Source organism: Herbiconiux flava (genome assembly GCF_013409865.1).
In the GTDB taxonomy this organism is placed as follows: Bacteria; Actinomycetota; Actinomycetes; order Actinomycetales; family Microbacteriaceae; genus Herbiconiux; species Herbiconiux flava.
On record NZ_JACCBM010000001.1, the window covers coordinates 711,062 to 731,987 of the forward strand.

The 20,926-nt window shown below is 70.5% G+C and carries 19 protein-coding genes; 8 read left to right on the forward strand and 11 right to left on the reverse strand.

Annotated elements, in window-relative coordinates:
• The first annotated feature begins 2 nt into the window (after positions 1–2).
• The gene (locus tag BJ984_RS03340) at positions 3–788 is read left to right on the forward strand and encodes an IclR family transcriptional regulator (protein WP_179546830.1); all 786 of its coding nucleotides are present in this window, start codon (positions 3–5) and stop codon (positions 786–788) included.
• A 62-nt stretch (positions 789–850) separates the two neighbouring features.
• Here the strand turns inward: BJ984_RS03340 and BJ984_RS03345 are convergent, their stop codons facing one another.
• Positions 851–988, reverse strand: a complete 138-nt coding sequence (locus BJ984_RS03345; RefSeq protein WP_179546278.1) for a hypothetical protein — start codon at positions 986–988, stop codon at positions 851–853.
• Positions 989–1,081: 93 nt separating this feature from the next.
• Between BJ984_RS03345 and BJ984_RS03350 the strand changes: the two genes are divergently transcribed.
• Positions 1,082–2,143, forward strand: coding sequence for a threonine aldolase family protein (locus tag BJ984_RS03350; protein ID WP_179546831.1), 1,062 nt, complete (start codon positions 1,082–1,084; stop codon positions 2,141–2,143).
• Here the strand turns inward: BJ984_RS03350 and BJ984_RS03355 are convergent.
• Positions 2,131–2,718, reverse strand: a complete 588-nt coding sequence (locus BJ984_RS03355; RefSeq protein ID WP_271206379.1) for a hypothetical protein — start codon at positions 2,716–2,718, stop codon at positions 2,131–2,133. The genes BJ984_RS03350 and BJ984_RS03355 overlap by 13 nt on opposite strands.
• A 77-nt stretch (positions 2,719–2,795) precedes the next feature.
• On the opposite strand from BJ984_RS03355, the gene BJ984_RS03360 reads away from it, so the two are divergent.
• From BJ984_RS03360 to BJ984_RS03375, 4 genes are all read left to right on the forward strand, one after another.
• On the forward strand, positions 2,796–5,021 hold the full coding sequence (locus BJ984_RS03360) for a heavy metal translocating P-type ATPase (RefSeq protein WP_179546832.1): 2,226 nt from the start codon (positions 2,796–2,798) through the stop codon (positions 5,019–5,021).
• Positions 5,018–5,371, forward strand: a complete 354-nt coding sequence (locus tag BJ984_RS03365; protein ID WP_218869967.1) for a metal-sensitive transcriptional regulator — start codon at positions 5,018–5,020, stop codon at positions 5,369–5,371. The genes BJ984_RS03360 and BJ984_RS03365 overlap by 4 nt, the downstream gene beginning before the upstream one ends.
• Positions 5,372–5,469: 98 nt before the next feature.
• The gene (locus tag BJ984_RS03370; RefSeq protein WP_246306424.1) at positions 5,470–6,168 is read left to right on the forward strand and encodes a DedA family protein; all 699 of its coding nucleotides are present in this window, start codon (positions 5,470–5,472) and stop codon (positions 6,166–6,168) included.
• A gap of 155 nt (positions 6,169–6,323) precedes the next feature.
• On the forward strand, positions 6,324–6,944 hold the full coding sequence (locus tag BJ984_RS03375; RefSeq protein ID WP_179546833.1) for a nitroreductase family protein: 621 nt from the start codon (positions 6,324–6,326) through the stop codon (positions 6,942–6,944).
• Positions 6,945–6,962: 18 nt separating this feature from the next.
• On the opposite strand, the gene BJ984_RS03380 is transcribed toward BJ984_RS03375, so the two are convergent.
• Together BJ984_RS03380 and BJ984_RS03385 are read right to left on the reverse strand one after the other, a co-directional pair.
• Positions 6,963–8,888 carry a cell wall-binding repeat-containing protein gene (locus tag BJ984_RS03380; RefSeq protein WP_179546834.1) on the reverse strand — a complete coding sequence of 642 codons (1,926 nt, stop codon included), beginning with the start codon at positions 8,886–8,888 and terminating at the stop codon, positions 6,963–6,965.
• Positions 8,889–9,044: 156 nt separating this feature from the next.
• Positions 9,045–11,252, reverse strand: a complete 2,208-nt coding sequence (locus tag BJ984_RS03385) for an ATP-dependent Clp protease ATP-binding subunit (RefSeq protein ID WP_179546835.1) — start codon at positions 11,250–11,252, stop codon at positions 9,045–9,047.
• A 131-nt stretch (positions 11,253–11,383) separates the two neighbouring features.
• Between BJ984_RS03385 and mptB (BJ984_RS03390) the strand changes: the two genes are divergently transcribed.
• Both mptB (BJ984_RS03390) and mptB (BJ984_RS03395) read left to right on the forward strand, forming a co-directional pair.
• Positions 11,384–12,916, forward strand: a complete 1,533-nt coding sequence (mptB, locus tag BJ984_RS03390) for a polyprenol phosphomannose-dependent alpha 1,6 mannosyltransferase MptB (protein ID WP_179546836.1) — start codon at positions 11,384–11,386, stop codon at positions 12,914–12,916.
• Between the two features lie 60 nt (positions 12,917–12,976).
• The gene (gene mptB, locus BJ984_RS03395) at positions 12,977–14,623 is read left to right on the forward strand and encodes a polyprenol phosphomannose-dependent alpha 1,6 mannosyltransferase MptB (protein ID WP_179546837.1); all 1,647 of its coding nucleotides are present in this window, start codon (positions 12,977–12,979) and stop codon (positions 14,621–14,623) included.
• On the opposite strand, the gene BJ984_RS03400 is transcribed toward mptB (BJ984_RS03395), so the two are convergent.
• From BJ984_RS03400 to dnaK, 7 genes are all read right to left on the reverse strand, one after another.
• The gene (locus BJ984_RS03400; RefSeq protein WP_179546838.1) at positions 14,595–15,752 is read right to left on the reverse strand and encodes a class I SAM-dependent methyltransferase; all 1,158 of its coding nucleotides are present in this window, start codon (positions 15,750–15,752) and stop codon (positions 14,595–14,597) included. The two genes, mptB (BJ984_RS03395) and BJ984_RS03400, sit on opposite strands and share 29 nt — an antisense overlap.
• Positions 15,753–15,761: 9 nt before the next feature.
• Positions 15,762–16,295, reverse strand: a complete 534-nt coding sequence (locus BJ984_RS03405) for a hypothetical protein (RefSeq protein ID WP_179546839.1) — start codon at positions 16,293–16,295, stop codon at positions 15,762–15,764.
• Positions 16,296–16,340: 45 nt separating this feature from the next.
• Positions 16,341–16,850 (reverse strand): hypothetical protein, encoded by a 510-nt coding sequence (locus tag BJ984_RS03410; RefSeq protein WP_179546840.1) that lies wholly within the window; start codon positions 16,848–16,850, stop codon positions 16,341–16,343.
• A gap of 56 nt (positions 16,851–16,906) precedes the next feature.
• Positions 16,907–17,338 carry a heat shock protein transcriptional repressor HspR gene (locus BJ984_RS03415; RefSeq protein WP_179546841.1) on the reverse strand — a complete coding sequence of 144 codons (432 nt, stop codon included), beginning with the start codon at positions 17,336–17,338 and terminating at the stop codon, positions 16,907–16,909.
• Between the two features lie 84 nt (positions 17,339–17,422).
• Positions 17,423–18,412, reverse strand: coding sequence for a DnaJ C-terminal domain-containing protein (locus BJ984_RS03420; protein ID WP_179546842.1), 990 nt, complete (start codon positions 18,410–18,412; stop codon positions 17,423–17,425).
• A complete protein-coding gene (locus BJ984_RS03425; protein WP_179546843.1) occupies positions 18,405–19,004 on the reverse strand; it encodes a nucleotide exchange factor GrpE in 600 nt (199 codons plus the stop codon). The genes BJ984_RS03420 and BJ984_RS03425 overlap by 8 nt, the downstream gene beginning before the upstream one ends.
• A gap of 3 nt (positions 19,005–19,007) precedes the next feature.
• The gene (gene dnaK, locus BJ984_RS03430) at positions 19,008–20,879 is read right to left on the reverse strand and encodes a molecular chaperone DnaK (protein WP_179546844.1); all 1,872 of its coding nucleotides are present in this window, start codon (positions 20,877–20,879) and stop codon (positions 19,008–19,010) included.
• Positions 20,880–20,926 lie beyond the last annotated feature (47 nt).

A 20,926-nucleotide genomic window follows, 5' to 3' on the forward strand; every position in this document is an offset into this window, starting at 1 on the left:
ACATGGCCGGAGAGGTGCAGCAGGGGATCGGACGGGCCGCCGCCGTGCTGACCGCCCTCGGCGACGCGAAGTCGGGGGCGCTCCGAGCGAGCGACATCGCACGCGCCATCGGCCTCGGGGCGTCGACCACCGCCCGGCTGCTGGCCTCGCTCGAGGAGCTCGGCTACGTGAGGCGCGAACGGGACACCCAGCTCTATGCGATCGGCACGGCCATCCTGTCGCTGGGATCACAGGCCCTGAACCACAACCCGGTGCACCGGGAGTCGCGAGCGGCAGCCGAAGCGCTCGCCCAGCGCACGGGTCTCAGCGTGAACGTCGGAGTCCTCGACGGAACGAGCCTGGTCTACCTGTGCCACTTCGAGGGAGCGCTCGCACCCAAGTCGCACACCATGGTGGGCATGCGGCAGCCGCTGCACGCCTCGGGGCTCGGGAAGTGCCTGCTGTTCGATCTCGACGAGGCCGGGCGACGGGCCCTGCTCGGCGACGAACTCGAGCGGTACACCGTGCACACGCTCGTCGACCACGCCGCATTGACCGCCGCTCTCGCCGAGTCGGCCGAACGCGGATACTGCACCGAGAACCAGGAGCTCGCCCTCGGACGGCTGTCGATCGCGGCGCCGGTTCGAGACGCCGACGGGCGGGTCGTCGCGGGCATCTCGGTCTCGGGCCGGCTGTCGGTGGTGCGCGAACTCGACCACGAGCAATTGGCCGAGCAGCTGATCGAGACAGCCGACCGCATCAGCGTCGGACTCGGCATGATCTCGGCTGTGCCCACCGCCGCGCGCTGAGCGCTCAGGGCCGGATGCGCGGCGGCACGCTCCCGAGGGGCGGCGGCCGCGCATCCGCTCGGCTAGCGCTGCCCGCGGTACAGGCGAAGCAGCACGATCACCGAGACCCACACGATCGCGAGGGTCGCGAGGCCCAGCAGGCCGATGTAGAACATCTCGAGCCAGAAGTACGGGTCCGGCGCCGTCTCGGTCATCATCATGCTCGCGAACCTACGCCTCGGCGGCTCGGCCGACACCCCCTTGCGCCGACCCGTCTGCGCCGACCCCTCGTTTCCGGATGGCAGAATCGTCAGGTGACCGAGACTCTGCACGATCTGGACTACCGCGGCTTCGCATCCGACAACTACGCCGGCGCCCACCCCGAGGTGCTCGAGGCCATCGCCCGCGCCAACGGCGGGCACCAGGTGGCCTACGGCGAGGACGTCTACACCGCCGAGCTGCAGAAGGTCATCAAGGGCCACTTCGGAGGCCAGGCCGAGGCGTTCCCCGTGTTCAACGGCACCGGCGCGAATGTCGTCGGCCTGCAGTCGATGCTGCCCCGCTGGGGTGCGGTGGTGTGCTCGACGACCGCGCACATCCACACCGACGAGAACGCCGCCCCCGAGCGCGTCGCCGGCCTGAAGCTGCTCACCGTTCCGACGCCCGACGGCAAGCTCACACCCGAGCTGATCGACGTCGAGGCCTGGGGCTGGGGCGACGAGCACCGCGCGCAGCCGCTCACCGTCTCGATCACGCAGACCACCGAGCTCGGCACCGCCTACACGCCCGATGAGATCGCCGCGATCAGTTCGCACGCTCATTCGCTGGGCATGACCGTTCACCTCGACGGCTCGCGCATCTCGAACGCGGCCGCGTCGCTGGGCGTGCCCCTCCGCGAGTTCACGACGGATGCCGGGGTCGACGTTCTGTCGCTCGGCGGCACCAAGAACGGACTGCTGTACGGCGAGGCGGTGGTGGTGCTGAATCCGGATGCGGTGGCTGGCATCCCCTTCCTCCGCAAGCTCGACATGCAGCTCACCTCGAAGATGCGCTTCGTGTCGGCGCAGCTGATCGCGCTCTACGGCTCAGACCTCTGGCTGCGCTCGGCCTCGCACGCCAACGCGATGGCGGCGCGACTGCGGGCGGCCGTCGTCGACCTGCCCGGCGTGACCCTCACGCAGGAGACGCAGTCGAACGCCGTGTTCGCCATCGTGCCGCCCGGGGTGGCCGACGCGGTGCGCTCGTCGTATCGGTTCTACGACTGGAACGCCGCCGCCGGCGAGGTGCGATGGATGTGCGCCTTCGACACCACCGAGGCCGACGTCGACGGGTTCGCGGCGGCGCTGCGGTCAGCGCTGGCGGCTCAGTCGTCGTAGACCGAGTCGGGCGTGCATCCGGGCGGCTCGGAGTTGCCGCTGAGGGTGAACTCACCGCAGGTCATGAACCGTGCCTGGTTCGCGCCCAGCAGGAACGACGCCACCGCGACGAAGGCGACCACGCCGATCACCACGAGACGGCGGCGCGGCGACACCTCCTCGCCGAACTCGGGCCAGATGATGCGGGCGAGCACCCACACGGTCGTCGGCACCGCGAGCACCGCCACCAGGGCGCCCAGCACCGCCACCACGAGCGTCGCCACGTCGGACGCATCGGGCTGCACGACGAAGTTCGCCGCCAGGTAGAGGCTCGGCGCGAGCAGCGCCGCCGCCCGCCACCACCGCCGCCGACTGCGGCCGAAGAACACCACCACGAAGAACGCGCCGGTCGCGGCCGCCCAGATCGTCAGCAGCTGGTCGAAGAAGAAGTCGCCCCAGGCGCCGAGCGTGAAAGCCGGCCACCAGACGGCGGCGCACATGCCCACGACGATCACGCCGGCGATGCGGGCGGCCTTGGCGTCATCGCGGTCGTGGCTCTTGTCCACGGGGGTTCCGGATGCTCGTGCCTCACTCACGCGCTCACGGTACCATCGCGCCCCACCGCGTGGTGCCCACCTTGCGGGGTACCCCCCAGGGGTATAGCGTGGATGCCATGCCCGAGCACCAGCACTCCTCCGCGCCCCAGCACGACACGCATGACCTCGCCTCCCACGACCCCGCCGGGCACGACCACGGCGGGCACGACCACGGCGGCCACGCGGGCAACGCGGGCAACGACCACGCGGGTCACGCCGGGCACGACCACGGCGACCACGGCGGCCACGGCGGCCACGACCACTCCGGCCACGTCGCGATGTTCCGCCGCCTGTTCTGGGTGATGCTCGTCGTCGCCGTGCCGGTGGTCGCCTTCAGCAGCATGTTCGCGATGATCCTCGGCTACGAGCTGCCGGCCGACGGCCCCACGACCTTCATCTCCCCGATCCTCGGCACCGTCATGTTCGTCATCGGCGGCCGCCCCTTCCTCACCGGCGGCGTCGACGAACTGCGCGCCAAGCAGCCCGGCATGATGCTGCTGATCGCCCTCGCGATCACCGTCGCCTTCCTCGCCAGCTGGGGCGCCACCCTCGGCCTGCTCGACCACCAGCTCGACTTCTGGTGGGAGCTCGCGCTGCTGATCGTGATCATGCTCCTCGGCCACTGGATCGAGATGCGCTCCCTCGCCCAGACCACCTCCGCCCTCGACTCCCTGGCCGCCCTCCTCCCCGACGAGGCCGAGCGCGTCGACACCGACGGCTCCACCACGACCGTCGCCCCCGCCGACCTCGTCGTCGGCGACCTGGTGATCGTGCGCCCCGGCGGCCGCGTCCCCGCCGACGGCGAGATCACCGAGGGCACCGCGGATCTCGACGAGTCCATGATCACCGGCGAGTCCAAGCCCGTCACCCGCGGCCCCGGCGCCCACGTCGTCGCCGGAACCGTCGCCACCGACACCGCCCTGCGCATCCGCGTCACCGCCGTCGGCGACGACACCGCCCTGGCCGGCATCCAGCGCCTGGTCACCGAGGCGCAGAACTCGAGTTCGCGCGCCCAGCGCATCGCCGACGTCGCCGCCGGCTGGCTGTTCTGGTTCGCCCTCGGATCCGCGATCATCACGGCCATCGTCTGGACGCTCGTCGGCAGCCCCGACGACGCCGTCATCCGCACCATCACCGTGCTCGTCATCGCCTGCCCGCACGCCCTCGGCCTCGCCATTCCGCTGGTCGTCTCGATCGCCACCGAACGCGCCGCGAAGGCGGGCATCCTGGTCAAGGACCGCCTCGCCCTCGAGACCATGCGCACCGTCGACACCGTGCTCTTCGACAAGACCGGCACCCTCACCAAGGGCGCCCCCGTCGTCACCTCCATCACCCCGGCCCCCGGCGTCGACGAGTCCGACGTCCTGGCCCTGGCGGCCGCCGCCGAATCCGACAGCGAGCACCCCCTCGCCCGAGCGATCGTCGAGGCGGGCCGGATGCGCGGCCTCACCCTCCCGCCCGCCACCGCCTTCTCCTCCTCCCCAGCGGTCGGCGTCTCGGCCCGCATCACCGACACCGCGGGCCACACCGCGACCGTGCACGTGGGCGGCCCCCGCCTGCTCGAGGAGCACGCCGCGCATCCGCTCGCATCGCCCTCCTGGGGCGTCGAGGCCACCAGCGACACCGTGCTGCACGTGCTGCGTGACCACGAGGTGATCGGCCGGATCACGCTCGCCGACGAGATCCGCCCCGAGTCGCGCGCCGCGGTCGACGAGCTGCGCCGGCAGGGCGTCGAGGTCGTCATGATCACGGGTGACGCGGAGCCCGTGGCCCAGGCGGTGGCCGCAGAGCTCGGCATCACCCGTGTGTTCGCCGGCGTGCGCCCCGAGGACAAGGCGGCCAAGGTCGCCGAGCTGCAGGCCGAGGGCCGCAAGGTCGCGATGGTCGGCGACGGCGTGAACGACGCGCCCGCCCTCGCCCGCGCCGACGTCGGCATCGCGATCGGCGCCGGAACCGACGTCGCCATCGCCTCCGCCGGGGTCATCCTGGCGAGCGACGACCCGCGATCGGTGCTGTCGGTCATCCGCCTCTCGAAGGCGGGCTACCGCAAGATGACCCAGAACCTCTGGTGGGCCGCCGGCTACAACCTGCTGTCGGTGCCGTTGGCTGCCGGAGTGCTGGCGCCCGTCGGCTTCATCCTGCCGATGTCGGTCGGCGCGATCCTGATGTCGCTGTCGACGATCATCGTGGCCCTCAACGCGCAGCTCCTCCGCCGCCTCGACCTCCGGCCCGCGCCCCTGCCCGTGACCAGCGCCTCCTCCAGGGCGACCGTGGACCGGACTTCGACGAGAATCGACGCATGAGCATGTCGGAACCAGCACCCGCCTCAACGACCGGCGACACCGTCGCCGCCGACGAGGGCATGCACGCCCATCACGGCTACATCGCCGACAAGACCGCCTACCTCAAGCGCCTCAAGCGCATCGAGGGCCAGGCGCGCGGCCTGCAGAACATGGTGGACGACGAGAAGTACTGCATCGACATCCTCACCCAGATCTCGGCGATGACGAGCGCCCTCGAGTCGGTGGCGCTCGGCCTCCTCAATGACCACCTGAACCACTGCGTCGTCGAGGCCGTCGCCGAGGGCGGCCCGGTCGCCGAGCAGAAGCTCAAGGAGGCCACCGACGCCATCGCGCGCCTCGTGCGCTCCTGACCCCTCCGCGCCGACACGGAGGTGGTCGCGTGGGGCGCGCACGTGCATCCGCTCGCTCACTTCAGGCTGGCTTCAGCCGCCGTCAATAGAGTGAAGTCATGAGCCTGGCGCACGCCGACCCACTGACCCTCACCTCGAACCTCACCGCCGCCGACTCCGGCAGCGCGAGTCTCGGACCGATCGGCGACTGGGTGGTGGGCCTGATGGAGACGCTGGGCGCCCCCGGGGCCGGCCTCGCCGTGGCGATCGAGAATCTGTTCCCGCCGATCCCGAGCGAGGTCATCCTGCCGCTGGCGGGCTTCGCGGCCAGCCGGGGCGACCTGAACGTCGTGGCGGCGATCGTCTTCACCACCATCGGCTCGCTCGTCGGCGCCCTCGCGCTCTACGGCCTCGGCGCCTGGCTCGGGCGCGACCGCATGCGCACGATCGCGCGGCACATCCCCCTCGTGGACGTCGACGACGTCGACCGCACCGAGGCCTGGTTCCAGCGCCACGGCCCGAAGGCGGTGTTCTTCGGGCGGATGCTGCCGCTGTTCCGCAGCTTCATCTCGATCCCGGCGGGCATCGAGCGGATGCACCTGCTCAAGTTCGCCCTGCTCACCACCGCCGGCTCGCTGATCTGGAACACCGTGTTCATCCTCGCGGGGTTCTGGCTGGGCGAGCAGTGGCACGTGGTGGAGCAGTATGCCGAGATCCTGCAGTACGTGGTGATCGCGGTCGTCGTGGGCGCCGTGTTCTGGTTCGTGGTGAAGCGGGTGCGCAAGCACCGCGCGGGCCGCACCGACGGCCCGATCTAGCGCCGGTCTGACGCTCGATCCGGCCCGCCCTCTCGCCACCTTGCAGCGGGAATAGGGCGAGCGGATGCCGCGTTCCACCCCTCATCCGGACTGAAGTCCGGTTACGACCGCACGACGAGGTGCGGCACTCCCCACCTCGACGAACGGACACCACCATGACCCTCACCGACAGCGACACCGACACCGCCCCCCGCCCCGCCTTCGACCGCGCCGCTTCGACCAGCGCGCCGATCCTTGCGACGCTCGCCGAGCGCTGGAGCCCCCGCTCCTTCGACGCCGCGAAGCCGATCGACGAGACCGTGCTGACCGCCGCCCTCGAAGCCGCCCGCTGGGCCCCCTCGGCCGCGAACTCGCAGCCGGCCCGCTTCATCGTCGCCCGCCGGGGCACCCCCGAGTTCGACACCGTCGCCTCGAGCCTGCTCGGCTTCAACTCCGTCTGGGCCGGCTCGGCCGCCGTGCTGATCGTCGCGGTCGCGGAGGTCGTCGACGCCGAGGGCAAGCCGCGCCGCTGGGCCGAGTACGACCTCGGCCAGGCCATGGCGCACCTCTCGGTGCAGGCCCACCACGACGGCCTGCACGTGCACCAGATGGGCGGCTTCCACGTCGCGGCCCTCACCGAGGCCTTCAGCCTCCCCGCCGCCCTCGTCCCGCTCACCATCACGGCCCTCGGCCACCTCGCCCCGGCCGACGCCCTCCCCGACGACGCCCTCCGCGCCCGCGAAACGGCCCCCCGCACCCGCCTCCCCCTCGCAGCCCTCCTCCTCACCAACGTCTGACCCGCGAACCACTCTCGCTCATCTGCAGGAAGTAAGTCTCTCGACCTCAGCGCTCAGCGCCACGAGCCCACCCAGAACCGTGACGCTAGGCGCGCGGTTGATGACGAATGCGTCAACCGCAGCCGCCGGGATGCAGGACTTCTGGGAGAGGTAGATCGGGCGATGCTGGGCGCCCGCCACCGCGCCACCGGCAAGAGCGTCCGGGAATGAAATTCCGCTCGCAACGTACGCCGGTTGTCCGGAGACCCATCCTTTGTTGAGCGCGGACGAGACTTCGAATCGATCACTACCGTTGTACCGGTAGGTCAGCTTGTAGGTCGAGCGCAGCTGATTCTCAATAGCTGTGGACACCGCATTCGGCCCTCCCACGATTTGCGGGACCCCGTACATGGGCGACAGCTGTGTTGCAATGGCACGCATCTCGTCACCGGAGAGTGCGGTGCTCTTCCCGTCGACGAGAAGCACCACTGATCCGGCGTGAGCGGCGACGGGAGCGGCCGACAGCGCGTCGGGAAAATCACGACCGGTAGAAATGAAGACCTTCTCTGATCCTCGCGGCGCTAGATCGGAGTTGAGGAGGGCCCTCGACACCGCGAACCGGTCGCTGCCCCCGATGCGTTGCACTGCCGCCCTAGGAAGCGCCTCCTGAATGGACGCCAAGACACCGTCGGAGAGTGCCGCCGGGCCTCCTATCAGGACTACGCGGCCCGGATTCAGCCGCAGCAATTCTGCCCGCGCGGCTGACGAAAGTACCCCTTTCGTAGACAGCAGCACCGGAGCTTCATTGTGTGCCGCGATTGGTCCTGCGCTGAGGGCGTCGGCGAAGGTCTCGCCACTCGTCACGAAGGCGATACTTGCCCCCGCCGGGTAGGCACCCTTCGCGATCGCGGCGGCCGTCGCGTAGCGATCGGTTCCACTCAAGCGGTCTGGAGGTATTGTAGCGGCGACGTCCAATCGGGCGAGCTTCCCCGTCACCTTTTCCGCTGACCAAAGATATCGATCGCCGGTTGCTGCAATGCCAGACAAACCAACATTCGCTGTCGGCATCGCGAACTCTAATTGTGATCCGTCGATCCGGGTTCCGAAGACGTTGTCCCCCGCGTCCGCGAACCAGAGTTGGAAGCTCCTCGTCCGAATCTCGGTCACACCGGTGATCTCACGACGATTTACTTCGAGCACTTTCGCGAAAGCATCGGTTGCGTTCACCGTGCTGATCTCGTGGCTGGTATAGCCCGTCGAGACAGTATCCTCAAAGTCAGTTAGGTCCCCGAAGAGGTCCGTGCCGGCCGCGGGTGCGAAGGTGCCCTGATCCTCCCCATTCAGGTACCGCTTCCAGACCGTGCCCGATCCGGTGTCCGTTATGTACAGGCTGCCGGTGTTCTGGTCACCTCGGACGTCCCAGGGCGTCACCGAGCCGAGGATGGGGTACTCGTCGAGGGCGCCGTTGGCCGGGTTGTAGCGGCCGAGTTTCTGGGTGTTCGACTCGGTGAAGTAGACGTAGCCCTTGAAGACGTCGATGTTGGCGGGGAACGAGTTGGGGGTCGGGATCGAGTGCTCGGTGACGGCGGCGGACGCGTCGACGTGGGCGATGGCGTTCGAGGCGTATTCCGTGGCCCAGACGCCGCCGGCGTCGTCGGTCGTGAGGCTGGTCGGGCCGCCGGTGAGCTGCGCGGTCGCGAGGACGGCGCCGTCGTGGCTGACGCGGAGGATCTGCTTGTCGTTGAAGACCGAGACCCAGACGGAGCCGTCGGGGCCCGCGACGACGTCGTTCGGCGCTCCGTGAGGGTTGGGCAGCGCGAACTCGACGAGATGCGGACCCGGGTCGATCGGGCCCGTCGGGAGGAGATCGGTCGAAGCCGGGGCGGGATCGGGTTCGACCTCGGCGTGGGCCGCCAGCGTCGGAGCGGCAGACAGGAGACCGGCGGTGACGGCGGCCGCGAGCAATGCGGAGGCTCCTCGCGTGAGGGATCGATGGTTCGACAGCCGAGACATGAGAGGGCCCTCCCGCGGGCCGGGGGTCGGCCCATCCCATCAAGAGTGGGTGCGGGAGGGCTCGGTGGGCCCCGAGTAGTTTCTACTCAGCCATGCGGTCGAGGCGGGCTACTCCGCGGAGTCCGCGAGGTCGGCGGGATCCAGGTCCGCGAGCGGGACGGGCTCGACCGTGAGGGCGTCGCCCGAGGGGGCGACGTCGACGCGCACCGTGTCGCCGTCCCGCACCGCGCCCGAGAGCAGCGCCCGCGCGAGGCGGTCGTCGATCTCGTGCTGCATCAGCCGCCGAAGCGGCCGGGCGCCGTAGATCGGGTCGTAGCCGTGCGAGGCCAGCCAGGTACGGGCATCCGGAGTCACCGCCAGCGACAGCCGCCGCGACGACAGCCGGCGCGAGAGCCGGTCGACGTAGAGCGAGACGATCTGGGCCAGGTCGTCGGCCGAGAGGGCCGAGAACACGACGATGTCGTCGAGCCGGTTGACGAACTCGGGCTTGAACGTGGCGCGCACCGCGTCCAGCACCAGCGAGCGGGCCGAGGACGGCGAGAGCGACGGGTCGACGAGGTACTGCGAGCCCAGGTTCGACGTGAGGATGAGGATCGTGTTGCGGAAGTCGACCGTGCGGCCCTGACCATCCGTCAAGCGGCCGTCGTCGAGCACCTGCAGCAGCACGTCGAAGACCTCGGGGTGGGCCTTCTCGACCTCGTCCATCAGGATGACCGAGTAGGGCCGGCGGCGCACCGCCTCGGTCAGCTGACCGCCCTGCTCGTAGCCGATGTAGCCGGGAGGGGCGCCGAGCAGCCGGGCGACCGAGTGCTTCTCGCCGTACTCCGACATGTCGATGCGCACGAGCGCCTTCTCGTCGTCGAATAGGAACTCGGCGAGCGCCTTGGCGAGCTCGGTCTTGCCGACGCCGGTGGGGCCGAGGAAGAGGAACGAGCCGGTGGGGCGGTCTTCGTCGGCGATGCCCGCGCGGGAGCGGCGCACCGCATCCGCCACCGCACCCACGGCCTCGCGCTGGCCGATCAGCCGGCGGCCGAGCTCGGTCTCGAGCTTCAGCAGGCGCTCGGTCTCGCCCTGGGTGAGGCGGTCGACCGGGATGCCCGTCCACGCCGCGATGACCGCGGCGATGTCGTCGGAGCCGACCTGGTCGTTCACCATGCGCTCGGCACCGTCGACGCCGAAGCCCGCCGTCTCGGCGTCCTCCGCCGAGGCCAGCGAGCGCTCGAGCACCGGGATCTCGCCGTAGAGCAGCCGCGACGCGCGCTCGAGGTCGCCCTCGCGCTGCGCCCGCTCGGCGCGCATGCGGGCGGCGTCGAGCTTCTCCTTCAGCTCGCCGACCCGGTTGAGGGCGGCGCGCTCCCGGTCCCAGCGCTCCTGCAGCCCGGCGAGCTCGGCCGAGCGGCTGGCGAGGGTGGCGCGCAGGGCGGCGAGGCGCTCCTGGGAGGCCTCGTCCTTCTCCTTCTTCAACGCGAGCTCTTCGAGGCGGAGCCGGTCGACCGAGCGGCGCAGCTCGTCGATCTCGACGGGAGCCGAGTCGATCTCCATGCGCAGCCGCGAGGCGGCCTCGTCGATCAGGTCGATGGCCTTGTCGGGCAGCTGGCGGCCCGGGATGTAGCGGTTCGACAGCGCGGCCGCCGCGACCAGCGCGGAGTCAGCGATCGAGACCTTGTGGTGCGCCTCGTAGCGCTCCTTGAGCCCGCGGAGGATCGCGATCGTGTCCTCCACCGACGGCTCGCCCACGAAGACCTGCTGGAAGCGGCGCTCCATGGCCGCGTCCTTCTCGACGAACTCGCGGTACTCGTCGAGCGTGGTGGCGCCGATCAGGCGCAGCTCGCCGCGCGCGAGCATCGGCTTCAGCATGTTCGAGGCCGCGACCGAGCCCTCTCCGCCGCCGGCGCCCATGAGGGTGTGCAGCTCGTCGATGAAGGTGATGATCTGGCCGTCGGCGTCGTTGATCTCCTTCAGCACGGCCTTGAGGCGCTCCTCGAACTCGCCGCGGTACTTCGCGCCCGCGACGAGCGCCGCGAGGTCGAGTGAGACGAGCTGCTTGCCCTTCAGCGAGTCGGCGACGTCGCCGGCCACGATGCGCTGGGCGAGCCCCTCGACGACGGCGGTCTTGCCGACGCCGGGCTCGCCGATGAGCACGGGGTTGTTCTTGGTGCGGCGGGTCAGCACCTGGCTGACACGGCGGATCTCGGCGTCACGGCCGATCACGGGGTCGAGCTTGCCGCTCGCGGCGATCTCGGTCAGGTTGACGCCGTACTGCTCGAGTGCGCTCTGGCGCTCGTCGCCGTTCGGGGTTCCCTGGTTGGTTGCCATCTGGTGTGTTTCTCCTGGTGTGGATCAAAGACTTGAGTCAAGTAGGCTCAACTTACCAGAACGCATCCGGCGCCACCAGCATTCCCGCGGAGTTCGGCTGTTGTCCATTCCGCCGTGGTAAGAACAGGAACGTGCGCGTACTCTCCCCCTCGGTGCGATTCCTGCTCGGCCTCGCCGGGTCGATCGCCATCGCCCTCGGCTCGTTCGGGGTGGGCTGGATCGGCCCCGACTCGACGCTGCACGACTGGGCCGCGCTCGAGTTCATCCGCAACTCGCGCGGGGGCGTCACCATCGCCGGGCTCCTGGTGGTGCTCGGCGCGCTGATGCTGCTGGTGGCCTGGATCGCGCTCGGCCTCTCCCTGCTCGAGCGGAGGAACGGCAGCGGCAGCGGCAACGGCAGCAGCAGCACCAGCAACAGCACCGCCGCCCGCCGCACCTCGCTCAACGAGGTCGTGGCCTCCGCCGCCGCCTGGGGCGCGCCGCTGCTCGTCTCGCTCCCCCTGTTCAGCCGCGACATGTTCGCCTACGTCGGCCAGGGCCGCCTGATGGCCGCGGGCCTGAACCCGTACACCTCCGGCATGGCCGCGCTGCCCGGCTGGTACGGCATCGGCGTCGACCCGCTCTGGGCCGACACGAGCACCCCCTACGGCCCCGTCTTCGTCTGGCTCGAGCGCGTGGTCGTGCAGTCGACGGATGCGCTTCCCACCGAACTGGCCGTGTTCGCCTTCCGCCTGCTGGCCGCTGCCGGCCTCGCGATGCTGGCGTACTACGCCTGGCGGATCGCGCGCCTCCGCGGCCTGAACGAGGCCGGCGTGCTGTGGATCGTGGCGGCCAGCCCCCTCGTCATCATGAACTTCGTGGCGGCCGGCCACAACGACTCGATCATGCTCGCCTTCATCGTCGGCGGCGTCTACTACGCCCTCCGCGACCGCCCGCTGCTCGGTACGGTCTTCGTCGCCGTGGCCATCGGGGTGAAGCCGATCGCGCTGATCGCGCTGCCGATCATCGGCCTGATCTGGGCCGGTTCGGCCGCGGGGTGGGGCGCCATCGTCCGCCGCTGGGCCGCGGTCGCCGGCATCGCGCTGGGCGGCCTGGCACTGGTCGGCTGGAGCATGGGCATCGGCATGGGCTGGCTGGGAGCGCTGGCCACGCCCGTGAGCATCTCGTCGTGGTACGCCCCCGCGAGCATCCTGGGCATCGGTGTCGGCGGTCTGTTCCAAGGCATCGGTCTCGACGGCGGTCTCGCGCAGGAGATCGTGAAGCTCGCCCTGCTGGGGGCCGGATGCACGCTGGCCGCGTACCTCGTGATCGCCCGGCGCCGCCTCGAGCCGCTCACGCTGCTGCTCGGCGTGTTCGCGGCGATCGTGCTCGCGTCGCCGGTGATCCACCCCTGGTACGGGCTGTGGCTGCTGACGCTGCTCGCCCTGACCGGCGCCGAGCGCCTCTGGAGCATGCGCACCGTCGTCTACTCGACCGTGTTCTTCATGCTGATCGGGCTGACCGAGCCGCTCGACCTCATCCCGCGGCTCGAGACCGACACGCGCATCCCGGTGATCATCATCGGCGTGGCGCTCGTGGGGGCCACCGCGGTGCTGATCGGCAGCGAGCTGCTCGTGCGGCGACGCCGCGCGGTGCTCGGGTTCCGGATGCCCGAGCTGGCCTAGCCCGGTCGGCCGCCCCGCGCGGCCCTTCGTGTCGCTGCCGTGCCCGTGATAAGACGTACTGTGCTCTCCGCCCACCATCTCCTGCGTCTCGTGATCGGGCTCGTGGGGTCGCTGATGATCCTCGCGGGCTCGGTGGTGGGAGGCTGGCTGGCCCCGGGGTCGGGGCTCTGGGACGTCGAGCTCATGGCCGTGCTGCGCAACAGCCGCGGGGCCGTGTACGTCGCCGCGATGCTCGTGGTCGGCGGGGTGCTGCTGCTGATGTTCGCCTGGCTGTCGCTGGGGCTGTCGCTGCGGCGCCGCGACGGGCAGGCGGCCGCCGCCGGCCCCCTGCGCCGCGTCGTCACCGCGATCTGCGTCTGGACCGCCCCGCTGCTGTTCGCGCTGCCGCTGTTCAGCCGGGACAGCTACGCCTACGTCGGCCAGGGCCGCCTGCTCGCCTCGGGCCTCGACCCCTACGCGCACGTGATGGCCGAGCTGCCGAACTGGTACGAGACCGGCGTCGACTACAAGTGGTCGACCACGGTCACGCCCTACGGCCCCGTCTTCGTGTGGTTGCAGAACATCGTGGTGCGCGCCACGGACTCGCTGCCGCTCGAAGTGACACTGTTCGCGACCCGGCTCGTGGCCGTCGGAGGCCTCGCCCTGCTCATCTACTACGCCTGGCGCATCGCCCGCCTGCGCGGCTACGACGAGGCCGCCGTGGTCTGGGCCGTCGGTGCGAGCCCGCTCGTGCTGATGGACTTCGTCGTCTCCGCCCACAACGACGCCCTGATGATCGGGCTGATCGTAGCGGGCACGTATCACGCGCTGCGCGGCCGGCCCCTGCTCGCGGCGGTGCTCGTGGGGCTCGCCATCGGGGTGAAGCCGATCGCGGTGGTGGCGCTGCCGGTGATCGGCATCATCTGGGCGGGCCGGCGCATCCGCTCGTCGCGGGAGGCCGGCGTCGACACCGCCGCCACACCGTCCGCACCGAAGCCCTTCGGCTGGCCCCGCCTGATCGCCTGCTGGGCCGCCGTCTCGGCCGTCGCCGTCGGCGGGGTCGTCGCGTTCGGCGTCGGCATCGGCTCGGGCCTCGGCTGGGCGATCGGCCTCGGCACCCCGCTCGAACTCGGCTCGTTCTACTCGCCCTCGCGCATCCTCTCGCTCGCCGCCCGCGACCTGGCGAACGGCGCCGGCCTCGACGGGGCGCTCGCGCATCGGGTGGTGGTGTGGGCGTTCCTCGCGGCCGGATGCGCGATCGTGGCGTTCCTCGTCACCGTGAAGCGCCGCGCCGATCCGCTCTGGCTGCTCGTCGGCAGCTTCGCCGCGATCGCCCTCTGCGCACCGCTGCTGCACCCCTGGTACGCCCTCTGGGTGCTCAGTCTGCTGGGGGTGGCGGGCATCCGCCGCGTCTGGCAGCTGCGCGTTCTCGTCTACGCCACCGCGTTCTTCGCGATGGTCGGCATCTACGGCGAGCAGCTCGACATGATCGACCGCATCCGCGCCGATCCTGGCATCCCGACCCTCTACGGCTGGGTGGGCGTGATCGGCTCGTTGGTGCTGCTGGCGACCTTCGAGCTGGCCCTGCGCCGGGCACGGCGACGGATGCCCGCCAGCACGCCGCCCGAGGTGCCGATGCTCGCGACCCTCCCGGCCCGCGCCTCGGCCACCGGCCCCATCCGACCTGCCGACGCCCCCGTCAGCGCCTCGTCGACACCATCACCGTGAACTTGGCGTTGCGCGCCACCTGACGGGTCTCGCCGACGGCGCGCTGCAGGGCGGCGCGGTAGGAGAGGTGGGAGTTGAAGACCGTCCACAGCTCGCCGCCCGGGGCGAGCACTCGGCCCGCCGCCTGGAACAGCTTCAGCGCGATGCCCGCGTGCACGGTCGAGCCCTGGTGGAACGGCGGGTTCAGCAGCACGAGCTCGGCGCTTCCGTCGTCGAAGGTGCTGAGGGCGTCGTCGCGCACGACCTCCACGTTCTCGACGTCGTTGGCCGCCATCGTGGCGCGGGCCGATTCGACGGCGGCCGCCGACTGGTCGGTCGCGATCACGGTGAGCTCGGGGCGGGCGCGCGCGAGATAGGCGCTCAGCACCCCGGTGCCGCAGCCGAGATCGACGGCGGTGCGCGCATCCGCTCGCATCTCGTCGAGGTGCTCGAGCAGGAAGCGGGTGCCGATGTCGATCTTCGTGCCGGCGAAGGCCCCGCCGGTGGCGCAGACCCAGAGGCCGGGGGCGGGCTCGGCGTGGAACTCGCGGCGCATCGCCACCGGCTCGGCGTGCGGATGCGGCTCCGACGCCACGAGCACCCGCGACTTCTGCCGGGCGAGCGTCGCGGTGACGCGTCCGAACGAGCGCTCGAGCACCTCGTTCATCGCGGGGGTCATGTGCTTGAGGCGGCCGCCGGCGTAGACGACGACCTCGGGGTCGGCCCAGGCCGCGATCGCGTGCGCCAGCTCGTCGAGCTCGGCGAGCGAGCGCGGCAGCTGCATCAGCACCACCCGGGCGCCCGCGAGCAGCTCGGGGCCGAGGGGCAGGTTCTCGAAGCGGTCGCCGAGGTCGCGATCGGATGCGCGGCGCGCGTTCTCGGCGAGGGCAAGCTCCCCGGCCCGCGAGTCCTGGTGCACGCGGATGCCGCGCAGATCGAGCACCGCCGCCGCCCCCAGCGTGAGGGCGCCGTAGGAGTCGCCGATCACGACGACCCGGCCGGGCGCACCGGGCTTCGCGGCCTTCGCCTCGACCTCCAGCGCTCCGAGCGCCTCGTCGAGGATCAACCGGTCGCTCGCGTCGGCGGCGAACAGGTTGTCGGCCTCGACGTCAGGATGGCGGCGGAGGGCGTCGAACGAGAACTCTGGCACGCCCCAACGTTACGCGGTGCGCCCCTCCACCCCCGAACCCTCCGTCGGCTCTTCGTTCGCGAACGCGACCGCGAACAGCACGGAGATCGCCGTCGACAGCAGCACCCCCGCCGCCGAGACGAGCACCACCGCCGTCACCGCGATGTCGTCGACGTAGTCGCCCGACCAGATCACCAGCGCGGAGAACACCCCGATCATCACCGCCACCCACCCGGCGACCACCGTCAGCACCGCCACGAGCACGGTCGACAGCGCGAGCGACCACGACACGATCGAGCGGGCCCGCCGCAGCCCTCGCCGCCGCAGCAGCGCCGCGCCGGCGAACCACGCCCCGCTCAGCACCACGACGGCGAGCGCCAGCACGAGCCAGCCGCCCACGCTCTGCTCGGCCTCGTCCCACCCGCCGATGCTCCACCAGCTGAAGCCCGCGACCAGCACGGCGAGCGCGCCCCCGTCGACGAGCCCCGCGAGCGCGGCAGCACCCACCTGCGCCCGGTCGACCGACCGTCGCCGGCCCGTCCGCTGAGGTGAAGACGTCGTCATCCCCTTAGCCTCGGGCCCCCGGCCTGACTGGTCAATGAGTAATCGTCAGAGCAGTACCACTCCCGAAGTCTCGACGACCGGCGGGTGTCGGAGCACCCGAGCGAACAGCCGGCTCAGCAGGACGGTGGCGGTCAGGACGAACAGCACCGCGAGGGCCGTGAACACAGCGACCACGATCACCGTCGCGACCAGGCGCGCATCGGCGAAGGACATCACCGCCGCCACGAGCACCATCGCGGCGATCTGCCCGAGGATCCCGACCACGATCACCCACACGACGACAGCGCCCGCCAGCGTGCAGGAGGTGACGAGCACCGGCCGATCCACACCGGCCTTCCGGGCGGTGAGGAGTCCGGCGGCCCAGGCGACCGCGACCACCGCTGCGGCCTCCACGACGAGTGTCAGCGGACCGAGGTAAAAGGACGACTCGAACAGGGTCAGGTGCACGGCGACGAGGACGACCCCGGCGCCGAGGGGCAGCGCGACGCCCGACGCGCAGAGCGTTGCGGCGTGAGAACGACCGCGCGCGGTGACGGTCGTCAGGGCCGAACTCATCTCCCCAGCTTCCAGGCACCGCGACCGCTCGTCAATGAGTAATCATCAGCGGGGGGTCAGAGGTCGACGTCGGGGCGCGGGGTCCAGACGACGAGCTCGGTGCGGCGCTGGGTGCGAGTGCCGTGCTTGAGCGAGATGACCTCGCCCTCGACGCCGGCCGCGAAGACGCGGCGGCCGGGGCGGTTGAGCAGCTCGTCGGCGAGGGCGCCCTCCAGCTCGCGCACGCGGGCTCCGAGCTGGGCGACCTGGTTCTCGAGCTGCAGGATGCGCGCGATGCCCTCGAGGGAGACGCCCTCCGACGACAGCCGGGCGATCTCCCGCAGCTGCACGACGTCACGCATCGAGTAGCGGCGGGACTTGCCCGCCGTGCGGGTGGGGCGAACGAGCCCCAGGCGGTCGTACTGGCGCAGCGTCTGCGGGTGCATGCCCGCGAGCTCGGCCGCGACCGCGATGGCGAACAGCGGCGAGTTCTCGTCGACCCCGTCCATCTCGCCCTCCGTCCTGTGGTGATCGTGAATGAAGACGCGAAAGCGGCCCCGGCCGGTTTCAGGGAACCGGGCCGGGGCCGTTCGCTACTCCCGCGCCTTCTCGAGCAGCTCGACGCGCGGGTTCTCGGGCGGCTCCACCGCGTGGAACGCCTCGAGCGCCTCGCGCTGGGCCGGCGACAGGTGCGACGGCACCGCCACCTGCACCACCGCGAGGAGGTCGCCGGTGCCCTTCGAGGTCGAGACCCCGCGGCCCTTCACCCGCAGCACGCGCCCCGAGGGGGTGCCCGCCGCGACCTTGAGCTTCACGGGGGCGCCGCCGAGAGTCGGCACCTCGATGGTGGCGCCGAGCGTCGCCTCGACGAACGTGACCGGCACGTTCACCCTGAGGTTCAGCCCGTCGCGCTCGAAGACCGGGTGCTTCCGCACCGAGACCGTGAGCACGATGTCGCCGGGCTCCCCACCGTCGGGCGAGGGCTCGCCCTTGCCGCGGAGCTTGATCTTCTGCTGGTCGGACACGCCCGCCGGGATCTTCACCGTGATCGGCTTGCCATCGGCCGTCTGCAGCTTGATGGTGTCGCCCTTGACCGCGGTGACGAAGTCGATGGTCGTGCGCGCCGTGACGTCGCGACCCCGGGTGGGGCCGTAGGCGCCGCCGAAGCCGGCACGCCCGCCACCCCGCCCGAACATGCCGCCGAGGATGTCGTCGAAGCCGCCCGGAGCCTGCTGGTAGCTGTAGCTCTGCCCGCGGGCACCGCCACCGCCCTGACCGAACATGCCGCCGAAGACGTCTTCGAAGCCTCCGGCCTGGCCGCCGCCGCCCGCCGTGAAGCGGGCGCCGGAGCCCATGGCCCGGATCTGGTCGTACTCCTTGCGCTGCTCCGCGTCGGAGAGCACCGAGTAGGCCTCGCTGATCTCCTTGAACCGGGACTCGGCCGCGGCGTCGCCCTGGTTCGAGTCGGGGTGGTACTGCCGGGCCAGCTTGCGATAGGCCTTCTTCAGTTCGGCGTCACTGATGTCTTTCGACACCCCGAGCGTCTTGTAGAAGTCCTTGTCGAACCAGTCCTGGCTAGCCATTGGGCACCGCCACCACGACCTTGGCGGCGCGCAGCAGCGTTGACCCGAGGTAGTAGCCCGACTCCACCACGTCGGCGACGGTGGGAGCCGTCACGCCGTCGGTGGGCTGCTGGAAGATCGCCTCGTGGATCTGAGGGTCGAACTCCTCGCCGGCGGTCGCGAAGGGCTTGAGGCCCACGCGCTCGACGGCCGAGCGGAGCTTGCTGGCGATCGCGGTGAACGGACCGCCCTCCTCGAGGTCGCCGTGCTTGGCGGCACGGTCGAGGTCGTCGAGGACGGGCAGCAGCACCTTCACGACGTCACCGACGGCACGCTCGCGATCGGTGTCGCGGTTCGCCTCGGTGCGCTTGCGGTAGTTGGCGTACTCCGCGGTCACCCGCTGCAGGTCGGCCAGCCGCTCGGCGGCCAGCTCGTCAGCCGAGCTCTGCCCCGAGAGGAACGAGAGGTCGGCGTCGGAGAGCGAGGTCTCCACATCTGGTCCTTCAGCCTGGATGGGTCCTTCTCCCTGGGGGAAGGCCGAGCCGGGGGTCTCCTCCTCGGAGGCCCCCGACTCGTCAGCAGGCTGACGACCGTTCTGGTTGTCGTCAGTCATGGATTACTTGCCCTTCGGCTCGTCTTCGTCTTCGACGACCTCGGCGTCGACCACGTCGTCGTCGTTGTTCGACGTCGACTCGGTCGGCTCCCCCTGCTCGCCGGCAGGCGCCGAGGCGTCGGCCTGTGCAGAAGCATAGATGGCCTGGCCGAGCTTCTGCTGGCTCTCGGAGAGCTTGTCGAACGCGGTCTTGACGGCCCCGTCGTCCTCACCCGCGAGCGCGGTCTTCAGGGCGTCGACGTCGGCCTGCACGTCGTTCTTGACGTCGTCGGGCAGCTTGTCGGCGTTGTCCTTGATGAGCTTGTCGGTCGAGTACGCGAGCGTCTCGGCCTGGTTGCGCACCTCGGCGGCCTCGCGGCGCGCCTTGTCCTCCGCGGCGTGCTCCTCGGCCTCGCGCACCATGCGCTCGATGTCCTCCTTGGGCAGCGACGAGCCGCCCGTGATGGTCATCGACTGCTCCTTGCCGGTGCCCTTGTCCTTCGCCGAGACGTGCACGATGCCGTTCGCGTCGATGTCGAAGGTGACCTCCACCTGCGGGATGCCGCGGGGGGCCGGGGCGATGCCGGTGAGCTCGAAGGTGCCCAGGTTCTTGTTGTCGCGGGTGAACTCGCGCTCGCCCTGGAAGACCTGGATGGCGACCGACGGCTGGTTGTCGTCGGCGGTCGTGAAGGTCTCGCTGCGCTTGGTCGGGATGGCCGTGTTGCGCTCGATGAGCTTGGTCATGATGCCGCCCTTGGTCTCGATGCCGAGCGACAGGGGGGTGACGTCGATGAGCAGGACGTCCTTGCGCTCACCCTTCAGCACGCCGGCCTGGAGAGCGGCGCCGACGGCGACGACCTCATCGGGGTTGACGCCCTTGTTGGGGTCCTTGCCACCGGTGAGCTTCTTCACGAGCTCCACCACGGCGGGCATACGGGTCGATCCACCGACGAGCACCACGTGGGCGATGTCGTTGACCGACACACCGGCCTCGGCGATCACGTCGCGGAAGGGCTTCTCGGTGCGGGCGAGCAGGTCGCTCGTCAGCTCCTCGAACTTCGCACGGGTGAGGGTGGCGTCGAGGTTGGCGGGGCCGTTCTCGGTGAGCGAGAGGTAGGGCAGCGTGATGCTGGCCGACATGCCCGAGGAGAGCTCCTTCTTGGCCTGCTCAGCGGCCTCCTTGAGGCGCTGCAGGGCGATCTTGTCCTTCGAGACGTCGACGCCCGTGGTGTCCTTGAACTGCTTGATCAGGTACTCGACGACCCGCTGGTCCCAGTCGTCGCCGCCGAGGCGGTTGTCGCCCGAGGTGGAGCGCACCTGGATGGTCGAGAAGTCGTCGTCCTTGCCCACTTCGAGCAGCGAGACGTCGAACGTTCCGCCACCGAGGTCGAAGACGAGGATGAGCTCGTCCTCCTTGCCCTTGTCGAGGCCGTAGGCCAGCGCGGCCGCGGTGGGCTCGTTGATGATGCGCAGCACGTTCAGGCCCGCGATCTCGCCGGCCTCCTTCGTGGCCTGGCGCTCCGAGTCGTTGAAGTACGCGGGCACGGTGATGACGGCGTCGGTGACGGTGTCACCGAGGTACGACTCGGCGTCGCGCTTGAGCTTGCCCAGGATGCGGGCCGAGATCTCCTGCGGCGTGAGCTTCTTGCCGTCGATGTCGGCCTTCCAGTCGGTGCCGATGTGGCGCTTCACGCTGGAGATGGTGCGGTCGACGTTGGTGACGGCCTGGCGCTTCGCGGTCTCACCGACGAGCACCTCCCCGTCCTTGGCGAACGCGACGACGGAGGGCGTGGTGCGGAAGCCCTCCGCGTTGGCGATGACGGTGGGCTCTCCACCTTCGAGCACGGCGACCACCGAGTTGGTGGTACCGAGGTCGATTCCTACTGCACGAGCCATGTGGCTGTTCTCCTTCTGTCGGTAGTGCTGAGTACTGAAAGCCTGTG